Annotated in this window: 18 protein-coding genes; 14 read left to right on the forward strand and 4 right to left on the reverse strand. The window is 64.2% G+C overall.

Annotated elements, in window-relative coordinates:
- The first annotated feature begins 222 nt into the window (after window positions 1-222).
- The 8 genes from ndk to moeB all read left to right on the forward strand — a co-directional run bounded on the left by ndk (window position 223) and on the right by moeB (window position 8215).
- Window positions 223-648 carry a nucleoside-diphosphate kinase gene (gene ndk, locus AC1DYM_RS04695; RefSeq protein WP_477336425.1) on the forward strand — a complete coding sequence of 142 codons (426 nt, stop codon included), beginning with the start codon at window positions 223-225 and terminating at the stop codon, window positions 646-648.
- An 8-nt stretch (window positions 649-656) separates the two neighbouring features.
- The gene (rlmN, locus tag AC1DYM_RS04700) at window positions 657-1781 is read left to right on the forward strand and encodes a dual-specificity RNA methyltransferase RlmN (RefSeq protein WP_477336427.1); all 1125 of its coding nucleotides are present in this window, start codon (window positions 657-659) and stop codon (window positions 1779-1781) included.
- Entirely contained in the window at window positions 1771-2541 is a 771-nt protein-coding gene (gene pilW / locus AC1DYM_RS04705; RefSeq protein ID WP_477336429.1) for a type IV pilus biogenesis/stability protein PilW, read from the forward strand. The genes rlmN and pilW overlap by 11 nt, the downstream gene beginning before the upstream one ends.
- Window positions 2542-2630: 89 nt before the next feature.
- Window positions 2631-3599, forward strand: coding sequence for a helix-turn-helix domain-containing protein (locus tag AC1DYM_RS04710; protein ID WP_477336431.1), 969 nt, complete (start codon window positions 2631-2633; stop codon window positions 3597-3599).
- A gap of 152 nt (window positions 3600-3751) precedes the next feature.
- The gene (locus tag AC1DYM_RS04715; RefSeq protein WP_477336433.1) at window positions 3752-4402 is read left to right on the forward strand and encodes a YfgM family protein; all 651 of its coding nucleotides are present in this window, start codon (window positions 3752-3754) and stop codon (window positions 4400-4402) included.
- Window positions 4399-5598, forward strand: coding sequence for an outer membrane protein assembly factor BamB (bamB, locus tag AC1DYM_RS04720; RefSeq protein WP_477336435.1), 1200 nt, complete (start codon window positions 4399-4401; stop codon window positions 5596-5598). The genes AC1DYM_RS04715 and bamB overlap by 4 nt, the downstream gene beginning before the upstream one ends.
- Window positions 5599-5621: 23 nt before the next feature.
- Window positions 5622-7019: a ribosome biogenesis GTPase Der gene (gene der / locus AC1DYM_RS04725; RefSeq protein WP_046969056.1), complete on the forward strand. Its 1398-nt coding sequence runs from the start codon at window positions 5622-5624 to the stop codon at window positions 7017-7019.
- A gap of 26 nt (window positions 7020-7045) precedes the next feature.
- The gene (moeB, locus tag AC1DYM_RS04730; RefSeq protein ID WP_477336438.1) at window positions 7046-8215 is read left to right on the forward strand and encodes a molybdopterin-synthase adenylyltransferase MoeB; all 1170 of its coding nucleotides are present in this window, start codon (window positions 7046-7048) and stop codon (window positions 8213-8215) included.
- Between the two features lie 39 nt (window positions 8216-8254).
- Here the strand turns inward: moeB and AC1DYM_RS04735 are convergent, their stop codons facing one another.
- Complete coding sequence (locus AC1DYM_RS04735; protein ID WP_477336440.1) at window positions 8255-8821, reverse strand: GNAT family N-acetyltransferase; 567 nt, start codon at window positions 8819-8821, stop codon at window positions 8255-8257.
- Between the two features lie 80 nt (window positions 8822-8901).
- Here AC1DYM_RS04735 and folD point away from each other — a divergent pair, with 80 nt between their 5' ends.
- The 5 genes from folD to AC1DYM_RS04760 all read left to right on the forward strand — a co-directional run bounded on the left by folD (window position 8902) and on the right by AC1DYM_RS04760 (window position 14897).
- A complete protein-coding gene (gene folD, locus AC1DYM_RS04740; protein ID WP_477336442.1) occupies window positions 8902-9756 on the forward strand; it encodes a bifunctional methylenetetrahydrofolate dehydrogenase/methenyltetrahydrofolate cyclohydrolase FolD in 855 nt (284 codons plus the stop codon).
- A 78-nt stretch (window positions 9757-9834) separates the two neighbouring features.
- On the forward strand, window positions 9835-11295 hold the full coding sequence (gene guaB / locus AC1DYM_RS04745) for an IMP dehydrogenase (protein WP_046969088.1): 1461 nt from the start codon (window positions 9835-9837) through the stop codon (window positions 11293-11295).
- 82 nt (window positions 11296-11377) lie between these two features.
- Window positions 11378-12934 carry a glutamine-hydrolyzing GMP synthase gene (guaA, locus tag AC1DYM_RS04750; RefSeq protein ID WP_046969089.1) on the forward strand — a complete coding sequence of 519 codons (1557 nt, stop codon included), beginning with the start codon at window positions 11378-11380 and terminating at the stop codon, window positions 12932-12934.
- A gap of 202 nt (window positions 12935-13136) precedes the next feature.
- Window positions 13137-13619 (forward strand): helix-turn-helix domain-containing protein, encoded by a 483-nt coding sequence (locus tag AC1DYM_RS04755; protein WP_477336445.1) that lies wholly within the window; start codon window positions 13137-13139, stop codon window positions 13617-13619.
- 3 nt (window positions 13620-13622) lie between these two features.
- Window positions 13623-14897 carry a type II toxin-antitoxin system HipA family toxin gene (locus tag AC1DYM_RS04760; RefSeq protein ID WP_477336447.1) on the forward strand — a complete coding sequence of 425 codons (1275 nt, stop codon included), beginning with the start codon at window positions 13623-13625 and terminating at the stop codon, window positions 14895-14897.
- Between the two features lie 18 nt (window positions 14898-14915).
- On the opposite strand, the gene AC1DYM_RS04765 is transcribed toward AC1DYM_RS04760, so the two are convergent.
- Genes AC1DYM_RS04765 through AC1DYM_RS04775 form a run of 3 tightly spaced genes read right to left on the reverse strand, consistent with a single transcriptional unit; the run spans window position 14916 to window position 17510 of the window.
- Entirely contained in the window at window positions 14916-15800 is an 885-nt protein-coding gene (locus tag AC1DYM_RS04765) for a hypothetical protein (protein WP_477336449.1), read from the reverse strand.
- Between the two features lie 47 nt (window positions 15801-15847).
- Complete coding sequence (gene trxC / locus AC1DYM_RS04770) at window positions 15848-16336, reverse strand: thioredoxin TrxC (protein ID WP_477336451.1); 489 nt, start codon at window positions 16334-16336, stop codon at window positions 15848-15850.
- Window positions 16302-17510, reverse strand: coding sequence for an MFS transporter (locus tag AC1DYM_RS04775; protein ID WP_477336453.1), 1209 nt, complete (start codon window positions 17508-17510; stop codon window positions 16302-16304). Before AC1DYM_RS04775 ends, trxC begins: the two co-directional genes overlap by 35 nt.
- A gap of 99 nt (window positions 17511-17609) precedes the next feature.
- Between AC1DYM_RS04775 and AC1DYM_RS04780 the strand changes: the two genes are divergently transcribed.
- On the forward strand, window positions 17610-18056 hold the full coding sequence (locus tag AC1DYM_RS04780) for a winged helix-turn-helix transcriptional regulator (RefSeq protein ID WP_477336455.1): 447 nt from the start codon (window positions 17610-17612) through the stop codon (window positions 18054-18056).
- The last annotated feature ends 9 nt before the right edge of the window (window positions 18057-18065 follow it).

Consider the following 18065-nt stretch of genomic DNA (forward strand, 5'->3'; position numbering starts at 1 on the left):
TCAAACGATCGTTTGAGAATACGCCCGGCCCCTTCCGCTGGTCAATCTGCGACCGCACATCCCTGCAAACGGCTTGCGATTGAGCTAGAATCTGTCAAGATTTCGTGAGCTAAGTCCGTCATTCGTGACGGCTTTGGCCCCAGACTTTCACCAGGCGTCCCCAGAGGCGCTGGCAGCCTTATTCATCTTTTTCCACTTTCTTCCATTTCCCGGAGCATCCGTATGGCGCTGGAGCGCACCCTTTCGATCATCAAGCCCGACGCCGTCAAGAAGAACGTCATCGGTGAAATCCTCTCCCGCTTCGAGAAGGCCGGTCTCAAGATCGTCGCCGCCAAGATGAAGCAGCTGACCAAGGAAGAGGCCGAGGGCTTCTATGCCGTTCATAAGGAACGCGGTTTCTTCAATGACCTCGTCGCCTTCATGATCTCCGGTCCGGTGATGATCCAGGCCCTCGAAGGCGAAGGCGCCGTTCTCAAGAACCGTGACCTGATGGGTGCCACCAATCCGAAGGACGCCGCGCCGGGCACGATCCGCGCCGACTTCGCCGACTCGATCGACGCCAATGCCGTGCATGGCTCGGACTCGCTCGAGAACGCCGCCAACGAGATCAAGTACTTCTTCAACGACTCGGACGTCGTTTCGCACTGAGACATGCCGTGAACACGCCTGCTGACAAGGTCAACCTGCTCGATTTCGATCGCAAGGGGCTGCGCGATTTCTTCGCGGAGCTCGGCGAGAAGCCGTATCGTGCCGAGCAGGTCATGAAGTGGATCTACCACCGTCTCGAAAGCGATTTCGAGAACATGACCGATGTCGGCAAGGCGTTGCGCGAAAAGCTCAGTGCCAGCTGCTACGTCGGCCCGCCGAAGACCGCGTTCGAAAAGACCGCGATCGACGGTACGCAGAAGTGGCTGCTCGGCATGGATGGCGGCAACGCCATCGAAACCGTGTATATCCCGGAGCCGACCCGCGGCACGCTTTGCGTGTCGTCCCAGGTCGGCTGCGCCCTGAACTGCCAGTTCTGCTCCACGGCGACCCAGGGCTTTTCCCGCAACCTGTCCACGGCCGAAATCATCGGTCAGGTATGGGTCGCGGCCAAACATCTCGGCAACGTGCCGCACCAGCAGCGCCGTATCACCAACGTSGTSATGATGGGCATGGGCGAGCCSCTGCWGAACTTCGACAATGTGGTCAAGGCGATGAGCCTGATGCGCGACGATCTTGGCTTCGGCCTGGCCGGCAAGCGCGTCACGCTGTCCACCGCCGGCCTCGTGCCGATGATCGACAAGCTGTCGGTCGAGAGCGACGTGTCCCTCGCCGTGTCGCTGCATGCGGCCAACGACGAGCTGCGCACCGAGCTGGTGCCGCTGAACAAGCGCTACCCGCTGGCTGAGCTGGCGGCGGCCTGCGAGCGTTACATCAACCGTGCGCCGCGCACGTCGATCACCTTCGAGTACACGCTCATGAAGGGGATCAATGACAAGCCCGAGCACGCGCGCCAGCTGATCAAGTTCATGCGCCGACTGCCGGGCGTGAACAAGGTCAACCTGATTCCGTTCAACCCGTTCCCGGGGACGCGATTCGAGCGCTCGGGTCCGGACGAGATCCGAAACTTCCAGACCCAGTTGCTCAATGCCGGCGTTCTCACCATGCTGCGTCGCACGCGCGGTGACGACATCGATGCCGCGTGTGGCCAGCTGAAGGGACAGGTGGTCGATCGCACCCGCCGACAGGCGGAATTCCGCAAGAAACTCGAAGAGGGAGTGGTGAATGCGGCTTGAGCGGTGGGGGATGGTGGCTGCGCTCGCGTTTGCGTGCGCAGGCTGTGTGGGTGGTGAGTCGGGGCTGAAACCCACGACTGCCGCCGACGAGAAGGCCAAGGGGGCTGAGGTTCACGCCGAGCTCGGGCAGCGTTACATGCAGCAGGGCGACCTCAAGGGCGCTATGGAGAAACTGCAGCAGGCCATCCAGTTCGATCCCAACTACGCGCCGGCCCGCACGGTGCTGGGCGTGCTCTACGAAAAGATCAACGATCCGGCCAACGCCGAGCTGAACTACCGCAGGGCGGTTGAGCTGGACCCGAAGAAGGGCTCGGTCAATAACAATCTGGCGGTTTTCCTCTGCAAGCAGGGGCGGGCCGGTGAGTCCAGGGTCTATTTCGATCGGGCGCTGGCCGACCCGTTTTACGAGACCCCCGATCTTGCCATGACCAATGCGGGCACCTGCCTGCTGGGTTCGAAGGACTACGAGGGCGCCGAGGTTTATTTCCGGAAAGCGCTCGACCGTAATCCGAACAATGCCGATGCGCTGTATCAGATGGCGAACGTGTTGTACCTTAAGAACGATGCTTTCAGGGCCCGTGCCTTCCTGCAGCGCTTAGAGGCGCAGGGTCAGCCGAGTCCTAATGCTTTGAAGCTCGGTCACGATATCGAGCTCCGTCTGGGCGACGGGGAGGCCGCCCGGGATTACGCCAAACGCTTGCGCGAAAAGTTCCCGGATTCGGAACCCGCGCGTGCACTCGAAGCCGCCGCACGTCAATGACTCCTGTATCTTCGAATTCATCCGGTCGGGACGGTCGCGAGCAGGACTTGTTCGCAGGCATCGAGCCACATGCACCCAGGGAGGAAGCCATGGACCCGCAGACCGAGGCAAGCGCCGACGAAGCCAGTCGCGTGCTCATCAATCATGTGTCGGCTGACCCGGGTTTCGGGGCGCGCCTTCGTGCGGCCCGCGAAGCACGGGGCTACACCGTCGAGGCCTGCGGCCAGGCGCTTCGCCTGCCGACGCGCCTGATTCGCCAGCTCGAAGCGGGTGAATACGGTGGCATCGACTACCAGGTCTACCTGGCCGGTTACCTGACCAAGTACGGCCGTTATGTCGGCGTCGACGAGGACGCGATCCAGGTCGAGCTCGCCCGCATGACGCCGCGCCAGCCCGATCTGGTGGTCACCGGCGGCGTGTCGCACTCGCGCTACCTGCTCGAGCGTTACGTGACCGCGGCGACCTATGTCGTGCTGACCGCCGTCATCGTGGTTCCCATGGTGTGGCTGGGCGTGCGCGGCACGCTCGACCGCGACATGGCGCGCCTCGCCCCGCTGGATGCCGCCCCGGTGGCCCAGCAGGATGCGCCGGCACCGGCCTCGTCGAGCGCCCTCGTCGCCACGACGGAGAGCAAGCCGGCACCGGTCGCCGAGACGCGTGCCGAGGACCAGCAGCCCCTGCTGGCCTCCATGGCGATGTTCCCGCCGTTGGACCACAGTGCCTCCAAGGCGCCTCTGGCGACCGCGGCGGCGCCTTCGCCGGCAGCGGAAGCGGCCAATGGCGTCGGCGCCCACGGCCTCACGCTCAGCCTGCCGTCGGCCAGCTGGGTCGAGGTCACCGCGTCTGACGGTTCGCGCCTGGAATACGGCATCCTGCCGGCCGGCACGCAGAAGTCCTATCGCAGCGATAAGACACTCGACGTCCGCATCGGCAACGCCGCGGGTGCCCAGGCCACGATCGATGGCCAGCCGGTGGAGATCGACACCTTCCGCCGTGCCAATGTGGCGCGCTTCCGCGTCGATATCCACGACGGCAAGGCGGCACCGGTCTCCTACTGACCGGTTCCCCTGGCTCTGACGTGTTCGCGCGGGCCCGCCGGCCCGCGCTTTCGGTTATCCTTACCTATTGATCCATGCCGCTCCATCGCCGATGGCCGGTGTGGGCTCGTTCCCTCCAAAGTTTGGCTGCGCGGAGCGCAGTGGGTGATTGCATGTCTTTCGACGTATACGACGATTACGAGCAGGGCGAACGGGTCCAGCAGTGGCTTCGCAAGAATGGCGTGTCCATCCTCGTGGGCATCGTGCTTGGCCTGGTGCTGATCTTCGGCTGGCAGCAGTGGAAATCGCACCGCGCCGGTCACGAGCAGGCCGCCGCAGGCGAGTATTCGTTACTGCAGGCTGCCGTTGCCCAGAACAAGACCAACGAGATCGACGTGCGTACCGAGAGCCTGTTGAAGGATTACTCGGACACCGCATGGGCGGTTTTCGCTGCCGGCGAACGCGCCCAGCGCAACCTGCTCGCAGGCCAGCTGGACAAGGTCGGTGGTGACCTGGAATGGGCCAAGGCCCATGCCAAGGACGAAACGCTTCAATCCCTGGTCGATCTGCGCATCGCGCAGTTGAAGTTCGCCCAGGGCAAGGCAGAAGAAGCCATCGCGACGGTCGACGCCATGAAGGGCAAGTCGTTCGCTGCGATCGCACAGGAACTCCGTGGCGATGCGCTGGTCAAGCTTGGACGCCACGACGACGCACGCAAAGCCTATCAGGCGGCGATCGCCGCGATGGGCGACAGCGCACCGCAGCGCGGTGTGGTTCAAACGAAGCTCGATGATCTGGCAGTGGCCGGGAAGCAGGGTGCATGAAACGTTTTTGGGCAATCGCGTTGACTTCGTCGCTGGCCGTACTGGCCGGCTGCCATTCGTTCAAGAAGGAAAACGTCGAACCGCCGACCCCGCTCGACAAGAAGTTCGTGCCGACCGTCAAGGTCGAGCGCCTGTGGAAGTCCAGCATCGGTGATGGTGCGGCCGAATCCGGCGTGCGCATGCGCCCGGTGGTAGCGGACGGCGTGCTGTACGCCGCGAGCACCGACGGCAAGATCGCGGCCTTCGAGGCCACGACCGGCAAGAGGCTGTGGTCCAAGAGCATCCGTCAGCACGGCTGGTTCGGCTGGGGCGACGACAAGCGCGAAGACGCCCGTTTCTCGGGTGGTCCCGGCGCGTCGGGTGACCTCGTCGCCATCGGCACGCTCGATGGCCATCTGTACGGCATCAACGCGAAGGACGGCGAGCGCCGTTGGGCGGCCGAGGTATCCTCGGAAGTCATCACCGCGCCGGTCATCGTCGGCGACATCGTCGTGGTTCGCTGCAACGACGGCCGTGTCTACGGTATCGATGCCGCTTCCGGCGAGCGTCGCTGGGCCTACGATCAGGCCGTGGTGCCGCTCCTGAGCCTGCGTGGCAACGGTCGCCTGCTCGTCGCCAACGGCGTCGTGTTCATGGGTACCGATGCCGGCAAGCTGACTGCCATCCGCCTGGACAACGGCGAGAAGCTCTGGGAACAGACCCTCGCCACCGGCGAAGGCCGTACCGAGATCGATCGCCTGAGCGATGCCGACGGTGCGCTCGTCCTCGACGGTGCCACGCTGTACGGTGCTGCCTATCACGGTCAGCTGACCGCGATCGACGGCCCCAGCGGCCGCCCGCTGTGGAACCACGGCTTCTCGACGTTCACCTCGCTGGACGTGCACGAGAACGCGATCTACGGCGTGGACGACGAGTCCCAGGTATTCGCCTTCGACAAGTCGAGCGGTGCCAGCATCTGGAAGCTCAGCGACCTCAAGTACCGCTGGCTCACCGGTCCTGCGGCGCAGGGCAAGTACGCGGTCGTCGGGGACCTTGACGGTCACATTCACTGGATCGACGGCAGCGACGGCAAGATCGTCGCCCGCGAGCGCCTGTCCAGCAAAGCCATTCGTGCCCAGCCCGTCGTGGTGGGTGACACCGTTTATGTCGAAGATGTCGAGGGCCACATCGGCGCCTACCGCATCCCGACGAACTGATCCACAGGAATACTGCCCCTCCCATGTTGCCCGTCGTCGCCCTGGTCGGCCGCCCCAATGTCGGTAAGTCGACCCTCTATAACGCGCTGACGCGTAGCAGGGACGCCCTCGTCGCCGATATGCCCGGCGTTACTCGTGACAGACACTACGGTGTCTGTCGTCTTGGTCCGCGTCCCTTTGTGGTCGTGGACACGGGTGGCCTGTCGGGCAGCGATGAGGGTATTGAAGGTCTTACGGCTACCCAGGTTCGCCTCGCCATCGAGGAAGCCCACTTGCTGGTCTTCGTCGTCGATGCGCGTGACGGCGTGCTGCCGCAGGACGCGACCATCCTCACCGAGCTGCGTCGCAGCGGCAAGCCGGTCATCGTCGTGGTCAACAAGACCGACGGCGTCGACGAGCCGACGGCACTCGGCGAGTTCGCCTCCTTTGGCATCGCTGAAACCCTGCCGATGTCGGCAGCGCACAACCGCGGTGTCGACGTCCTGGTCGAGCGTGCGCTAACGCATCTGCCCGACGAGCGCGACGACGATCCCGGTCTGGCCGACCAGGGCATCCGTGTCGCCATCGTGGGCCGCCCGAACGCGGGCAAGTCCACCCTGATCAATCGCCTGCTCGGTGAGGAACGCCTCATCGTGTCAGACGTCGCCGGCACGACGCGCGATCCCATCCGCGTGCCGCTCGAGCGTGACGGCAAGCGCTTCACCCTGATCGATACGGCGGGCGTCCGTCGCCGTGCCCGTGTCGAAGAGGCCGTCGAAAAGTTCAGTGTTATCAAGACGCTGCAGTCCATTGCCGCGTCACAGGTGACGGTGGTGATGATCGATGCGCGCGAGAATCTCGCCGATCAGGATCTCACCCTCATCGGTGGTGCCATGGAAGAAGGGCGCGCGCTGGTCATTGCCGTCAACAAGTGGGACGGCATGGACAAGTACGCCCGCGACCAGTGCATGGCCGCGCTCGGTCGCCGCCTGGCCTTCGTTGAGTGGGCAAAGACCGTGTTCATTTCCGCACTGCACGGCTCCGGCCTCAGTGAGCTGATGAAGGCGGTGGTTCGCGCGCACGCTGCCGCGACCAAGGTCATCACCTCCAGTGACCTGACCCGCACGCTCGAGAAGGCCTATGAGGCCTATCAGCCGCCGCTGGTTCGTGGCCATGCGCCGAAGCTCCGTTACGCGCATCCCGGTGGCAACAATCCGCCGACGATCATCATTCACGGCAGCCGTACCAAGCACATCGCGCCGGCGTATCGTCGTTACCTGGAAGGCTTCTTCCGCAAGCGGTACAAGCTGGAAGGCACGCCGATCCGCATCGATTTCCGCGACGGCGAGAACCCGTACGCTGGCAAGAAGAATGTCCTCTCGGACAGCCAGCAGCAGAAACGCCAGCGCATGATTCGTAACGCGAAACGACGCGAGAAATAAGCGTCGCCCTCGTCGGGGAGCCTCGCATGTCTGAAGGTCTGGATCGGGAAGGCTGGCTGGCTGACTTGCGCCTGCGCGTTCCTGAAGTTGCCGCCGCCGAGGCGTTCGTCCGGCAGGCCGGTGGTGCCTTGCTCATCGATGTGCGCGAGGACAATGAGCGCGCCAGTGGCATGCCCGTCGGGGCGCTTGGCCTTTCCCGCGGCTTCCTTGAGCTTCGGATCGAGCAGGTCGAACCTGATCGCGATCGCCGCATCCTCCTCCTCTGTGGGAGTGGCCAGCGTTCGCTCCTGGCTGCGGAAACCCTTCAGCGCATGGGCTATCGGGATGTCGCGTCCGTAACGGGTGGCATGGCTGCCTGGAAGGTCGCCGGTCTGCCTGTTGTCGCCGGCTCGCTGGATGCCGATGCCGCCGAGCGCTATGCCCGCCAGGTCTTGCTGCCTCAGGTAGGCGAAGCCGGGCAGGGCAAGCTGACCCAGGCGCGCGTGGTGGTGATCGGGGCCGGTGGGCTGGGTGCGCCGGCCTTGCTCTACCTTGCGGCCGCCGGTGTCGGTCACCTCACGGTGATCGACGACGATCGCGTCGAGCGCTCCAATCTCCATCGCCAGGTGGTGCATGCCGATGCGCGCGTCGGCATGAGCAAGGCCGAATCCGCGCGGATGACGCTCTCTGCCCTGAATCCGCGGATCCGCGTGCACACGGTGGTCGACCGTCTTCGCGCCGACAATGTCGAGTCCTTGATCCGCGATCACGACGTGGTGATCGACGGGGCCGACAACTTCGCCACCCGCTATCTCCTGGCCGCGGCGACGCGACAGCTCGGCATCCCGATGGTCTATGCGGCGATCGAGCGATTCACCGGTCAGGCGAGCGTCTTCGATCCGCGTCGTGAGGACTCGCCGTGTTATCGCTGCCTGTTCCCCGAACCGCCGTCAGCTGCCGACGCCCCGAACTGTAGCGAGGCCGGCGTGCTCGGTGTCTTGCCCGGTCTGGTCGGGCTCGTCCAGGCGACCGAGGCGATGAAGCTCATCCTGGGTATCGGCCAGCCGCTGGTGGGGCGACTGCTGACGTACGACGCCCTCGGTATGCGTTTCCGGGAATTGACGCTGAAGCGTGATCCGGCGTGCCCGGGATGCGGGAGCGATGCCCGGTTCGCAGGCTACGTCGACCTCGAGCGGATGTGTGCAGCGGCGGGCTAATGGCCAGCGTCATCGCGTCAGTAGCGGGCGTCCGAGTAGCTAGAGAAGATCGTCCGGAACCAGCGAATACATCGCAGCGTCAACCGATGATCCGTTAACAACCAATCGGTTACGCAATACTCCTTCGAACTTACCTCCGATCCGTTCAGCCGTTTTTCGGCTCGGAAGGTTGTCGTGGGCCGCGACGATCTCCAGGCGTGACACGCCGACGGTTTCGAAGGCAAATCGCGCTGCCAGTCGGCCACAATGTCCCGCAATACCAGTGCCTTGGGCCGACTCCCTCACCCAATACCCGAGGTTGGCAAAGCGGTGCTCGCGGTTGAGATGGTTGACGCCCATGCCGCCGAGGATGGCGTCGGTGGCCGCATCGACGATGAGCATCTCGAAGCCGTCGCCGAGCAACCAGGTCTGCCGACAGAGCCCGATCCAGCTTTCGGCGGCAGCGTCGTCGTAAGCCTCGGTGCACCAGTCCTGCCAGCGGCCCACCGTGGCCACCGATTCGCGCACGGCCTCGGCCAGCAAGGGGGCGTCCGTCATGCGGTGAGCGCGCAGGCTGAGAACGCCGTCGGTGAGGTCGTGCGGGTAGGGAACGGTATCGAGGGTCATGCGGGGAGTATGCGCGTCCCGACTATCTACGCATGGTGCTTTGCAGCGATAATGTGTCGTTTCCGTAGGGCGAATTCTTCATGACGGCACGTATCCTCGACGGTAAGCGCATCGCCCACGAACTGCTCGAGCACATCGGGCGTTGCGTCGCCAAGCGCGTTGCCGAAGGCCGTCGAAAACCCGGGCTCGCGGTGGTGCTCGTGGGGGAGGATCCGGCCTCGGCCGTCTACGTCAAGAATAAGCGCAAGGCTTGCCAGCAGGTGGGCTTCGAGTCGTTCGCTTACGACCTGCCGGCAACGACCACGCAGGAAGAGCTGATCGCGCTCATCGACGAGCTCAATGCCGATCCCGCCGTCCACGGCATCCTGGTCCAGTCCCCGCTGCCCGGCCATATCGATGAAGACGCGCTGGTCGACCGGATCGATCCGGGCAAGGATGTCGATGGCTTTCAGGCGGTGAATGTCGGCCGCCTCGCGCTGCGTCGCTTCGGCCTGCGTCCGTGCACGCCCAAGGGCGTCATGACCCTGCTTGGCCACACCGATCATCCGGTACGGGGCCGCCACGCGGTCATCGTCGGCGTGTCCAACCATGTTGGCCGGCCGCTCGCGCTTGAGCTACTTATTGCCGGTTGTACAGTGACTTGCTGTCATAAGTTCACGCAGAATCTCGAAGGCTTCGTCGGTCAGGCGGACATCCTCGTGGTAGCTGCCGGCAAGCCGGGCCTGGTCAAGGGCGAGTGGGTCAAGCCGGGTGCGGTGGTCATCGATGTCGGCATCAACCGGTTGGAGGATGGCCGGCTCGTCGGCGATGTCGAGTTCGCACCAGCGGCGGAGCGGGCGTCGTGGATTACGCCGGTGCCCGGTGGCGTGGGGCCGATGACAGTCGCCACGTTGATGGAAAACACGCTCGAGGCCGCCGAGGCTATCGACGCGTAGGATGTCGAGCGTCATTGCGCTGTCGCTTTGTTGCAACGCACGGTATAATGCCGCGATTTACTCGCGGGACTAATGCTCATGCGCATCCTTGCTGAGGCACTCACTTACGACGACGTGTTTCTGGTACCCGGCCACTCCACGGTCATGCCTCGCGACGTGGACACCTCCACGCGGTTCACGCGCGGTCTTCGCCTGAATATCCCCATCGTGTCCGCTGCCATGGACACCGTGACCGAGGCCCGCCTCGCCATCACCATGGCGCAGAACGGCGGCATCGGCATCATCCACAAGAACATGACCCCGCTGCTCCAGGCCGCCGAAGTGCGTCTGGTGAAGAAGTTCGAAGCCGGCGTCATCCGCAGCCCGATCACGGTCCGCCCGGATACGTCGATCGGCGATGTCATGGCGCTGACCCGCGCACACAACATCTCCGGCGTGCCGGTGGTCGACGGCGAAAAGCTCGTCGGCATCGTCACCAGCCGCGACCTGCGCTTCGAGCGCAAGCACGACGACCCGGTCCGTAACATCATGACCCGGGAAGATCGCCTGATCACGGTCAAGGAAGGCGCTTCGCACGACGAAGTGCTGGAACTGCTGCACCGCAACCGCATCGAGAAGGTCCTCGTCGTCAACGACGGTTTCCAGCTCCGCGGCCTGATCACGGTCAAGGACATCCAGAAAGCCCGCGACAACCCCAACGCCGCCAAGGACTCGCATGAGCGCCTGGTGGTCGGTGCGGCGGTCGGCGTCGGCGGCGACACCGAGCAGCGTATCGAAGCGCTCGTCGATGCCGGCGTGGACGTGATCGTGGTCGACACCGCCCATGGCCACTCGCAGGCGGTCATCGACCGTGCGGGCTGGGTCAAGAAGCATTATCCGCAGGTCCAGGTCATCGCCGGCAACATCGTTACGGGCGAGGCGGCGCGTGCGCTGCTCGACGCCGGTGTCGACGCGGTCAAGGTCGGTGTCGGTCCCGGTTCCATCTGCACCACCCGTATCGTCACCGGTATCGGCGTGCCGCAGATCACTTCGATCGACCTGGTCGCGACCGCCCTCAAGGGCGAGATCCCGCTGATCGCCGATGGCGGCATCCGCTATTCGGGCGACATCCCCAAGGCTCTCGCCGCCGGTGCCTCCTCGGTCATGCTCGGCTCGATGTTCGCCGGTACCGAAGAAGCCCCGGGTGAGGTCGAACTGTTCCAGGGTCGCTCGTACAAGAGCTACCGCGGCATGGGCTCGATCGGTGCCATGCAGCTCGGCTCCAAGGACCGTTACTTCCAGGACGAAGCCGACGCCGACAAGCTCGTGCCGGAAGGCATCGAGGGTCGCGTGCCGTATCGCGGCCCGATTCGCAACATCATCCACCAGATGATGGGCGGCCTGCGTGCCTCCATGGGTTACATGGGCGCGGCCAACATCGACGAGATCCACGAGAAGGCCCAGTTCGTGAAGGTGACCGGTGCCGGCGTGCGCGAAGCGCATCCGCACGACATCCAGATCACGAAGGAAGCGCCGAACTACCGCCTGACCGACGCCTAAGGCGCTCGCTCCAGGTGACCCAGGACGCCCGCCACAAGTGGGCGTTCTGCTTTTTCAGACTTTCGAACTGCAGGCTGCCCCGATGACCGACATCCACAGCGACAAGATCCTCATCCTCGACTTCGGTTCGCAGTACACGCAGCTGATCGCCCGCCGCATCCGCGAGATCGGTGTGTACTGCGAAGTCTGGGCCTGGGACCATGCGCCCGACGAGATCCGTGGCTTCAACCCGCGTGGCGTGATCCTCTCCGGCGGCCCTGAGTCGGTCACCGAGGACGAATCCCCGCGCGCGCCGCAGCTGGTCTTCGAGCTGGGCGTGCCGGTGCTGGGCATCTGCTACGGCATGCAGACCATGGCCGAGCAGCTCGGCGGCAAGGTCGAAGCCGGTCACCACCGCGAATTCGGTCCGGCCACGATCACGTTCGGCAGCTGCGCGCTGTTCGACAGCGTCGTCGAGGACGGCGAGGCGCTGGGTGTGTGGATGTCCCACGGCGACCGCGTGACCGCGATGCCCGACGGCTTCACCGCGACTGCTTCAACGTCGAGCCTGCCGCTGGCCGCCATGGCGGACGACGAGCGCCGCTTCTACGGCGTGCAGTTCCACCCGGAAGTGACCCACACCAAGCGTGGCATGGAGCTGCTGCGCCGCTTCGTCGTCGATATCGCCGGCTCCGCCACGCTGTGGGATGCCGCCCACATCATCGAAGATGCCGTTGCCCGCGTGCGCGAGCAGGTCGGCAGCGACCGCGTGCTCCTCGGCCTCAGTGGTGGCGTGGATTCGTCCGTCGTCGCCGCGCTGCTCGAGAAGGCTATCGGCGACCAGCTCACCTGCGTCTTCGTCGACACCGGCCTGCTGCGTTACCAGGAAGGCGACCAGGTCATGGCCACCATGGCCGAGCACATGGGCGTCCACGTCATCCGCGTCGACGCGCGCCAGCGCTACTTCGACGAGCTCGCCGGTGTCGAAGACCCGGAAGCCAAGCGCAAGGTCATCGGCCGCCTGTTCATCGAGATCTTCGACGAAGAATCCGCCAAGCTCGAAGGCGTGAAGTGGCTGGCCCAGGGCACGATCTACCCGGACGTCATCGAGTCCGCCGGCAGCAAGACGGGCAAAGCCCACGTCATCAAGAGCCACCACAACGTCGGCGGCCTGCCGGAGCACATGAAGCTCAAGCTGGTCGAGCCGCTGCGCGAGCTGTTCAAGGACGAAGTCCGCCGCATCGGCGTCGAGCTCGGCCTGCCGCGCGACATGGTCTATCGCCACCCGTTTCCGGGTCCGGGCCTGGGTGTGCGCGTGCTGGGCGAAGTGAAGGAAGAGTACGTCGACCTGCTGCAGCGCGCGGATGCGATCTTCATCGAAGAGCTGCGCAAGCATGGTCTGTACGACCGTGTAAGCCAGGCGTTCGCCGTGTTCCTGCCGGTGAAGTCGGTGGGCGTGGTCGGCGATGGCCGGGCTTACGAGTGGGTGATCGCGCTGCGTGCAGTCGAGACGATCGACTTCATGACGGCGCACTGGGCGCACTTGCCGTACGACTTCCTTGATACGTGTTCGACGAGAATTATCAATGAGTTGCGTGGTATTTCTCGTGTGGTTTATGACATCTCGGGGAAGCCGCCGGCAACGATTGAGTGGGAGTGATTGAGCCCACCCGCGTGTCGATTCCGACATGACGGGCCATGCAAGCCACGCCCGTCACGTCGTTCTCCAGGCCCAGCCTCGTCGGCGCCAGCGCAGCTAGATACTGTTTTTCCAATAAGGCGGCTCGCCAGGGACGGCTGAGAATGATCGCAGTGACATTATTCTTTCATTTTCCCGTGGAAAGTGATTGAATAATGTCATTATGGCTAACAAGACCTCTCACCTCCTCCCTTCGAGCGAACTGCGCCTGCAGCAGTTCGGTGAGCGCTTGCGTCTTGCGCGGCAGCGGCGTCATCTCACGGCAAAGCAAGTGGCCGAGCGGGCGGGGATGACCGTCGTCACACTCAGGAGCCTTGAACGGGGGAGCCCAGGCGTCACGGTCGGCGCCTATCTGTCCGTCATGCAGGTGTTGGGTCTGGAGCAGGATCTGGATCTTGTGGCGATGACTGATGTCACAGGGAGGGCCATTCAGGATGCCTCCCTGACGCGCCGGCCATCGGCGGCGACCTTGCCCAGTCCCAGCAACGATCGATATCGCCGGGTAGAGCCGCCGGCGCCTGCGTCGGTAAACGAACCGCGTGCCTCGTACGCCGCCAAGATCGAGTCCCCCCAAGACGACGAATTCGTCAGTTCGAAGGACCTGATCTCGCTGATCGTCCCGCTTGCCGCGCGCGAAGAGGACTGAGCCATGGCTGATGATGTCATTGCCGTGTACACGGACTGGGACAGATCGCGTGATCCCCGACACCTCGGTCGTCTTTATTCGCATCGGACGAATGGTCGTGAGGTCTTCGAGTTTGAATTCGACCACGCGGCGCTCGGCGATTCCCAACTGCTGAATCCGCGATTGGATCCGCGGCTCGGCTTATACGCGGGCCGACAGTATCCGGCGCAGAACCAGGGATCGTTCGGGCTATTCGCTGACGCCAGCCCCGATCGATGGGGAAGAATGCTTATGCGTCGTCGACTGGAACGTGAGCAGAGGGCAGGGCGTCAGGACCCGAGACGGCGTTTATATGAGTCGGACTACCTGTTGGGCGTTCACGATAGCTACCGCGTGGGTGCGCTTCGGTTCCGCCTTAATGACGAAGGTCCCTTTCTTGACGATCAACACGGCATGGCTGCGCCACCATTCGTGCAGTTGCGCGCCCTCGAAGCGGCAAGTCTTGCGCTGGAAGACGACGACCAGAACACATCCCCACACGCGGACGAGTGGCTGCGCCTGCTGATTGCACCTGGCGGATCCCTCGGAGGCGCTCGCCCGAAGGCTAGTGTCGTCGATCCTGAGGGTGCCCTCTGGATAGCCAAGTTCCCCAGCGTCCGAGACGAACATGATGTCGGGGCGTGGGAAATGGTCGTTCATACCCTCGCCGGCGCATGCGGCCTGACCGTGTCCGAAGCGCTGGTACGCCGGTTCAACGGGCAGCACCACACGTTCCTGGTAAAGCGATTCGATCGAACCGGCGCAGGCTCGCGTTTGCATTTCGCTTCGGCCATGACACTCACGGGCCATGTCGATGGGGATGATGCATCAAGTGGCGTCAGCTACCTGGAACTCGCACGTGTACTGATGAACGAAGGATCGTCGACCGATGCCGATCTACGCGAGCTCTGGTCGCGGATCGTGTTCAACCTGATGGTTTCGAATACCGACGATCATCTGCGGAATCATGGATTCCTTTTGCATCCGGGGCGCGGGTGGGGCCTGTCGCCAGCGTACGACATGAATCCCGTCACCGGCGCCCAAGGCCTGAAGTTGAACATCAGTGAGTTCGATAATGCGATGGACCTGGATCTCGCGAGATCGGTCGCTCCTTACTTTCGCATTTCACAAGACGACGCCGACCAGATCATTCGGCGCCAGCGAGCTGTCGTGGCACAGTGGCGTGCTTTGGCGAATCGACTTGGGATTCCGAGTAGGGAGCAAGCAAGCATGGAAGAAGCGTTTCGCGCATCGACCTGACGCCGATGGTCGGGAGCACTATCGCGCCCCCTTCCCCAACCACCGTGCCAAATTCGCCACATAAAGCTCCGTCGACCGCTTCGCCTCCGGCGTCACACGCAACGTCCCACCCGGCGCCTCACTGACAAAACTCGGCTTCCCATGATCCGGATCCCAGTTGTAGTCGGCAAAGTGGTGAAACGTCGATTGCGCCACGGCGGGGCCCATGCCATCAGGTTGCGGCTCGAAGGCAACCGCAATCGCGAACGGCGCACCGGTCACCTCGCTCTTGCCCGTCGCGATCACGCGAGCACTGGCATCGCCAGCCGGCGCCGTCACATCGCCTTCGTGCGGATGGGAGGGCAGGTAGCGCAAGGCGAGCCCCGGGGAGTCTGGATCGGCCAGGATCGGGTGAACTTCGCCCACCGGCTCGATTTCCTGGAAGTCGCCGTTGGCACCCGAGTGGAAATTCGGCCAGAGGATCGCGGTGGTGTACGGGTCATCGACAACGCGGCGCGACACATCCGGGTCGGGATTGTGCGTATGGAAGTGATGGGCCTTGCCCACGCCCTGCAGGTCACACACTGAGCAACCCAGGTCCATGTGATCGCGCGCGACCAGCAGGCCGCCGCCGCGCTGACGGAACCGGTCGATCGCCGCGCGCTCCTCATCGTTGAGCCCATCGCCGACATCCACGGCGAACAACCACAACTGGTCGAAGTCGCTGCTGTCGAGACCCGCCAGAACAGGATCGGACACGCCTGGCGGGGCCCCGCGATCCCGCGCCACCACGTCGTAAAGCGGCTCGCCATCGGCGGCCCGTGCCCGCCCGAGAACCTCGCGCAGCAATGAGAAGCGCGCGATGCTCCAGTCGTCGGCCGTGGGTTCGATGGTGGTCTGTAGAAGAATGCGTTGCGAAGTCATGGCAGCAAGTTTACGTGACGATGGAAGAATGATCGGCAAGGGAGAGATCAGCCGAGACGAGCCTGCGCAAGCGTATTACCGATCCACTGCACGATGGCCTGCGTCGGCATGGCGCCCGAGGTGCGGGCTATCTCGCGACCTTTGTGGACCATGATCATCGTGGGGATGCTGCGGATGCCGTAGCGGGCGGAGATTTCCGGCATGGCCTCGGTGTCGAGCTTGGCCATGCGAACGCGCGGCTCGAGTACTTTCACCGCCGCCTCGAAATTCGGGCTCATCGTCCGGCAGGGGCCGCACCATGCCGCCCAGAAGTCGATAACGACAGGTAGCTCGCTCTTCGCCGTGTGGCGTTCGAAATTCGCCGCGGTCATCTCGACGGCCTTGCCCGGAAAGAGTGCGTTATGGCACGTGCCGCATTTCGGGTCTTGTCCCAACCTGTCCCGCGGGACGCGGTTGAGCGCGGCATCGACGGGGCAGGCGACGATGACCGAGTCGGTACGGCTAGTCGCCGTGGACGCTGCAGGTTGTTCGGACACGCGATGTTCCTCGTTCGAGCGTTGCGATCCAGAAGGCAAGGGCAGTCAGACTGACGGCGGCGCCCAACAGGCAGACGCCCGTCCATCCGCCGGTCGCGTAGACCGTGGTCGTCGCCATCGCGCCCAGGCCGCTGCCGGTTGCATAAAACAGCATGTATACACCGACCATACGACTGTGGGCGTCGGGTCGTCTTGTGAAGATCATGCTCTGGTTAGTGACATGAATGGCTTGCGCGCCGAGGTCGAGCAAGACGATGCCGAGCAGGAGCGCCGCGATCGAGGTACCCATCAAGGCCAGCGGCCCCCATGCGACGAGTAGCAGGACGAGCGCGACCCCCGTCGTGCGTTGACCGAGCCCCTGGTCCGCCCACCGGCCCGCGCGGGCGGCGGCGAGAGCGCCGAGGGCGCCCATCAACCCGAACGCGCCGATCGCGGTATGGGAGTAGTCGAAGGGCGGACCGCTCAGTGGCAGGACCAGGGCGCTCCAGAAGATGTTGAGCGCGGCAAACATGAGCATGGCAAGCGTGCCGCGCACCCGGAGCACGCGCTCGCTGCGCAGCAGCTCGAACATCGAGCCAAGCAGGCGCAGGTAGCTCATGGGTTGGGCAGCGACAGGCAGACGAGGCAACGCACGCCAAAGCAAGGCGGCGAGAACCAGCATGGCCATCGCCGAACCGGCATAGACCGCGCGCCAGCCCGCGAGGTCACTGATGCCGCCGGAAAGAACACGGGCCAGCAACAGGCCGACGAAGACACCCGACTGCGCGGCGCCGACGACGCGACCGCGCTCGTCCGGGCCGGCAGCGCTGGCCGCGTAGGCGATCAGTCCCTGGGTCATGGCCGTACCCAGCAAGCCGGCACCAAGCATCCCGACGAGCAGCGCCACCGGCGCCGTGGAGAGGCTGATGCCGGTCAGGACGACGGCCAGCAGGATGGCCTGGGCCAGCATCAATCGGCGACGGTTCCACAGGTCGCCCAGGGGCACCAGCAGGAGCAAGGCCAGCGCGGAGCCCAGCTGTGTGGCCAGCACGACGGCGCCGATCGCGGCGCGGGGGATCGCGAAGTCGTTCGCCAGCGCGTCCAGTAGCGGCTGCGCGTAATAGACGTTGGCGACGCTCAGTCCGCTCGCGCACGCAAATAGCGCAACGAGGCCGCGGGGCAGGGCAACAGGCATGACCCTTCCTTTAATCTAGTTGCAAATCGAAACCTGTTGAAGGGTAGGCAGTGTAGTTGCAAAATGCAACTTCAGTAATGAAGAGCCGAAGGATCTCCCATGACAACGAACCTCATCGATAACGATCGAACCTGCCCTGTAGGTCGGGCGCTCGACGTCATCGGCGATCGCTGGTCTCTGCTGATCGTCCGCGAGGCGTTCGACGGCGTCAGTCGTTTCGGGGACTTCCAGCGCGAGTTGGGTGTAGCTCGCAACATCCTGACCGATCGTCTGCGCAAGCTGGTCGATGCCGGCATCCTGCTCAGCCAGCCGGCGGCCGATGGCAGCGCCTATCAGGCCTACGTGCTCACCCCGAGCGGCGAAAGCCTGTTCCCCATCGTCGTGGCACTGCGCCAGTGGGGTGAAAAACATCTCTTTGCGCGTGGCGAGAAATACTCTCGCCTCATAGACATCGGCACGGGCAGGCCGGTGCCGCTCATGACGCCGCGTACCGGTGAGGGACGCGCGCTATCGGCCGGCGAAACTCGGGTGAAAAAGGTGGTATGAGCCAACGGC

The sequence above is a fragment of the Luteibacter sp. P1_D3 genome (genome assembly GCF_056406135.1).

Excerpts from the sequence above, each read along its gene's own strand:
- AC1DYM_RS04775 (WP_477336453.1), bottom strand. The coding sequence starts at position 17,510 with ATGCCTGTTGCCCTGCCCCGCGGCCTCGTTGCGCTATTTGCGTGCGCG.
- ndk (WP_477336425.1), top strand. The coding sequence starts at position 223 with ATGGCGCTGGAGCGCACCCTTTCGATCATCAAGCCCGACGCCGTCAAG.
- guaB (WP_046969088.1), top strand. The coding sequence starts at position 9,835 with ATGCGCATCCTTGCTGAGGCACTCACTTACGACGACGTGTTTCTGGTA.
- folD (WP_477336442.1), top strand. The coding sequence starts at position 8,902 with ATGACGGCACGTATCCTCGACGGTAAGCGCATCGCCCACGAACTGCTC.
- AC1DYM_RS04765 (WP_477336449.1), bottom strand. The coding sequence starts at position 15,800 with ATGACTTCGCAACGCATTCTTCTACAGACCACCATCGAACCCACGGCC.
- AC1DYM_RS04760 (WP_477336447.1), top strand. The coding sequence starts at position 13,623 with ATGGCTGATGATGTCATTGCCGTGTACACGGACTGGGACAGATCGCGT.
- AC1DYM_RS04755 (WP_477336445.1), top strand. The coding sequence starts at position 13,137 with ATGGCTAACAAGACCTCTCACCTCCTCCCTTCGAGCGAACTGCGCCTG.
- AC1DYM_RS04780 (WP_477336455.1), top strand. The coding sequence starts at position 17,610 with ATGACAACGAACCTCATCGATAACGATCGAACCTGCCCTGTAGGTCGG.
- AC1DYM_RS04715 (WP_477336433.1), top strand. The coding sequence starts at position 3,752 with ATGTCTTTCGACGTATACGACGATTACGAGCAGGGCGAACGGGTCCAG.
- guaA (WP_046969089.1), top strand. The coding sequence starts at position 11,378 with ATGACCGACATCCACAGCGACAAGATCCTCATCCTCGACTTCGGTTCG.
- AC1DYM_RS04735 (WP_477336440.1), bottom strand. The coding sequence starts at position 8,821 with ATGACCCTCGATACCGTTCCCTACCCGCACGACCTCACCGACGGCGTT.
- pilW (WP_477336429.1), top strand. The coding sequence starts at position 1,771 with ATGCGGCTTGAGCGGTGGGGGATGGTGGCTGCGCTCGCGTTTGCGTGC.
- bamB (WP_477336435.1), top strand. The coding sequence starts at position 4,399 with ATGAAACGTTTTTGGGCAATCGCGTTGACTTCGTCGCTGGCCGTACTG.
- AC1DYM_RS04710 (WP_477336431.1), top strand. The coding sequence starts at position 2,631 with ATGGACCCGCAGACCGAGGCAAGCGCCGACGAAGCCAGTCGCGTGCTC.
- der (WP_046969056.1), top strand. The coding sequence starts at position 5,622 with ATGTTGCCCGTCGTCGCCCTGGTCGGCCGCCCCAATGTCGGTAAGTCG.
- moeB (WP_477336438.1), top strand. The coding sequence starts at position 7,046 with ATGTCTGAAGGTCTGGATCGGGAAGGCTGGCTGGCTGACTTGCGCCTG.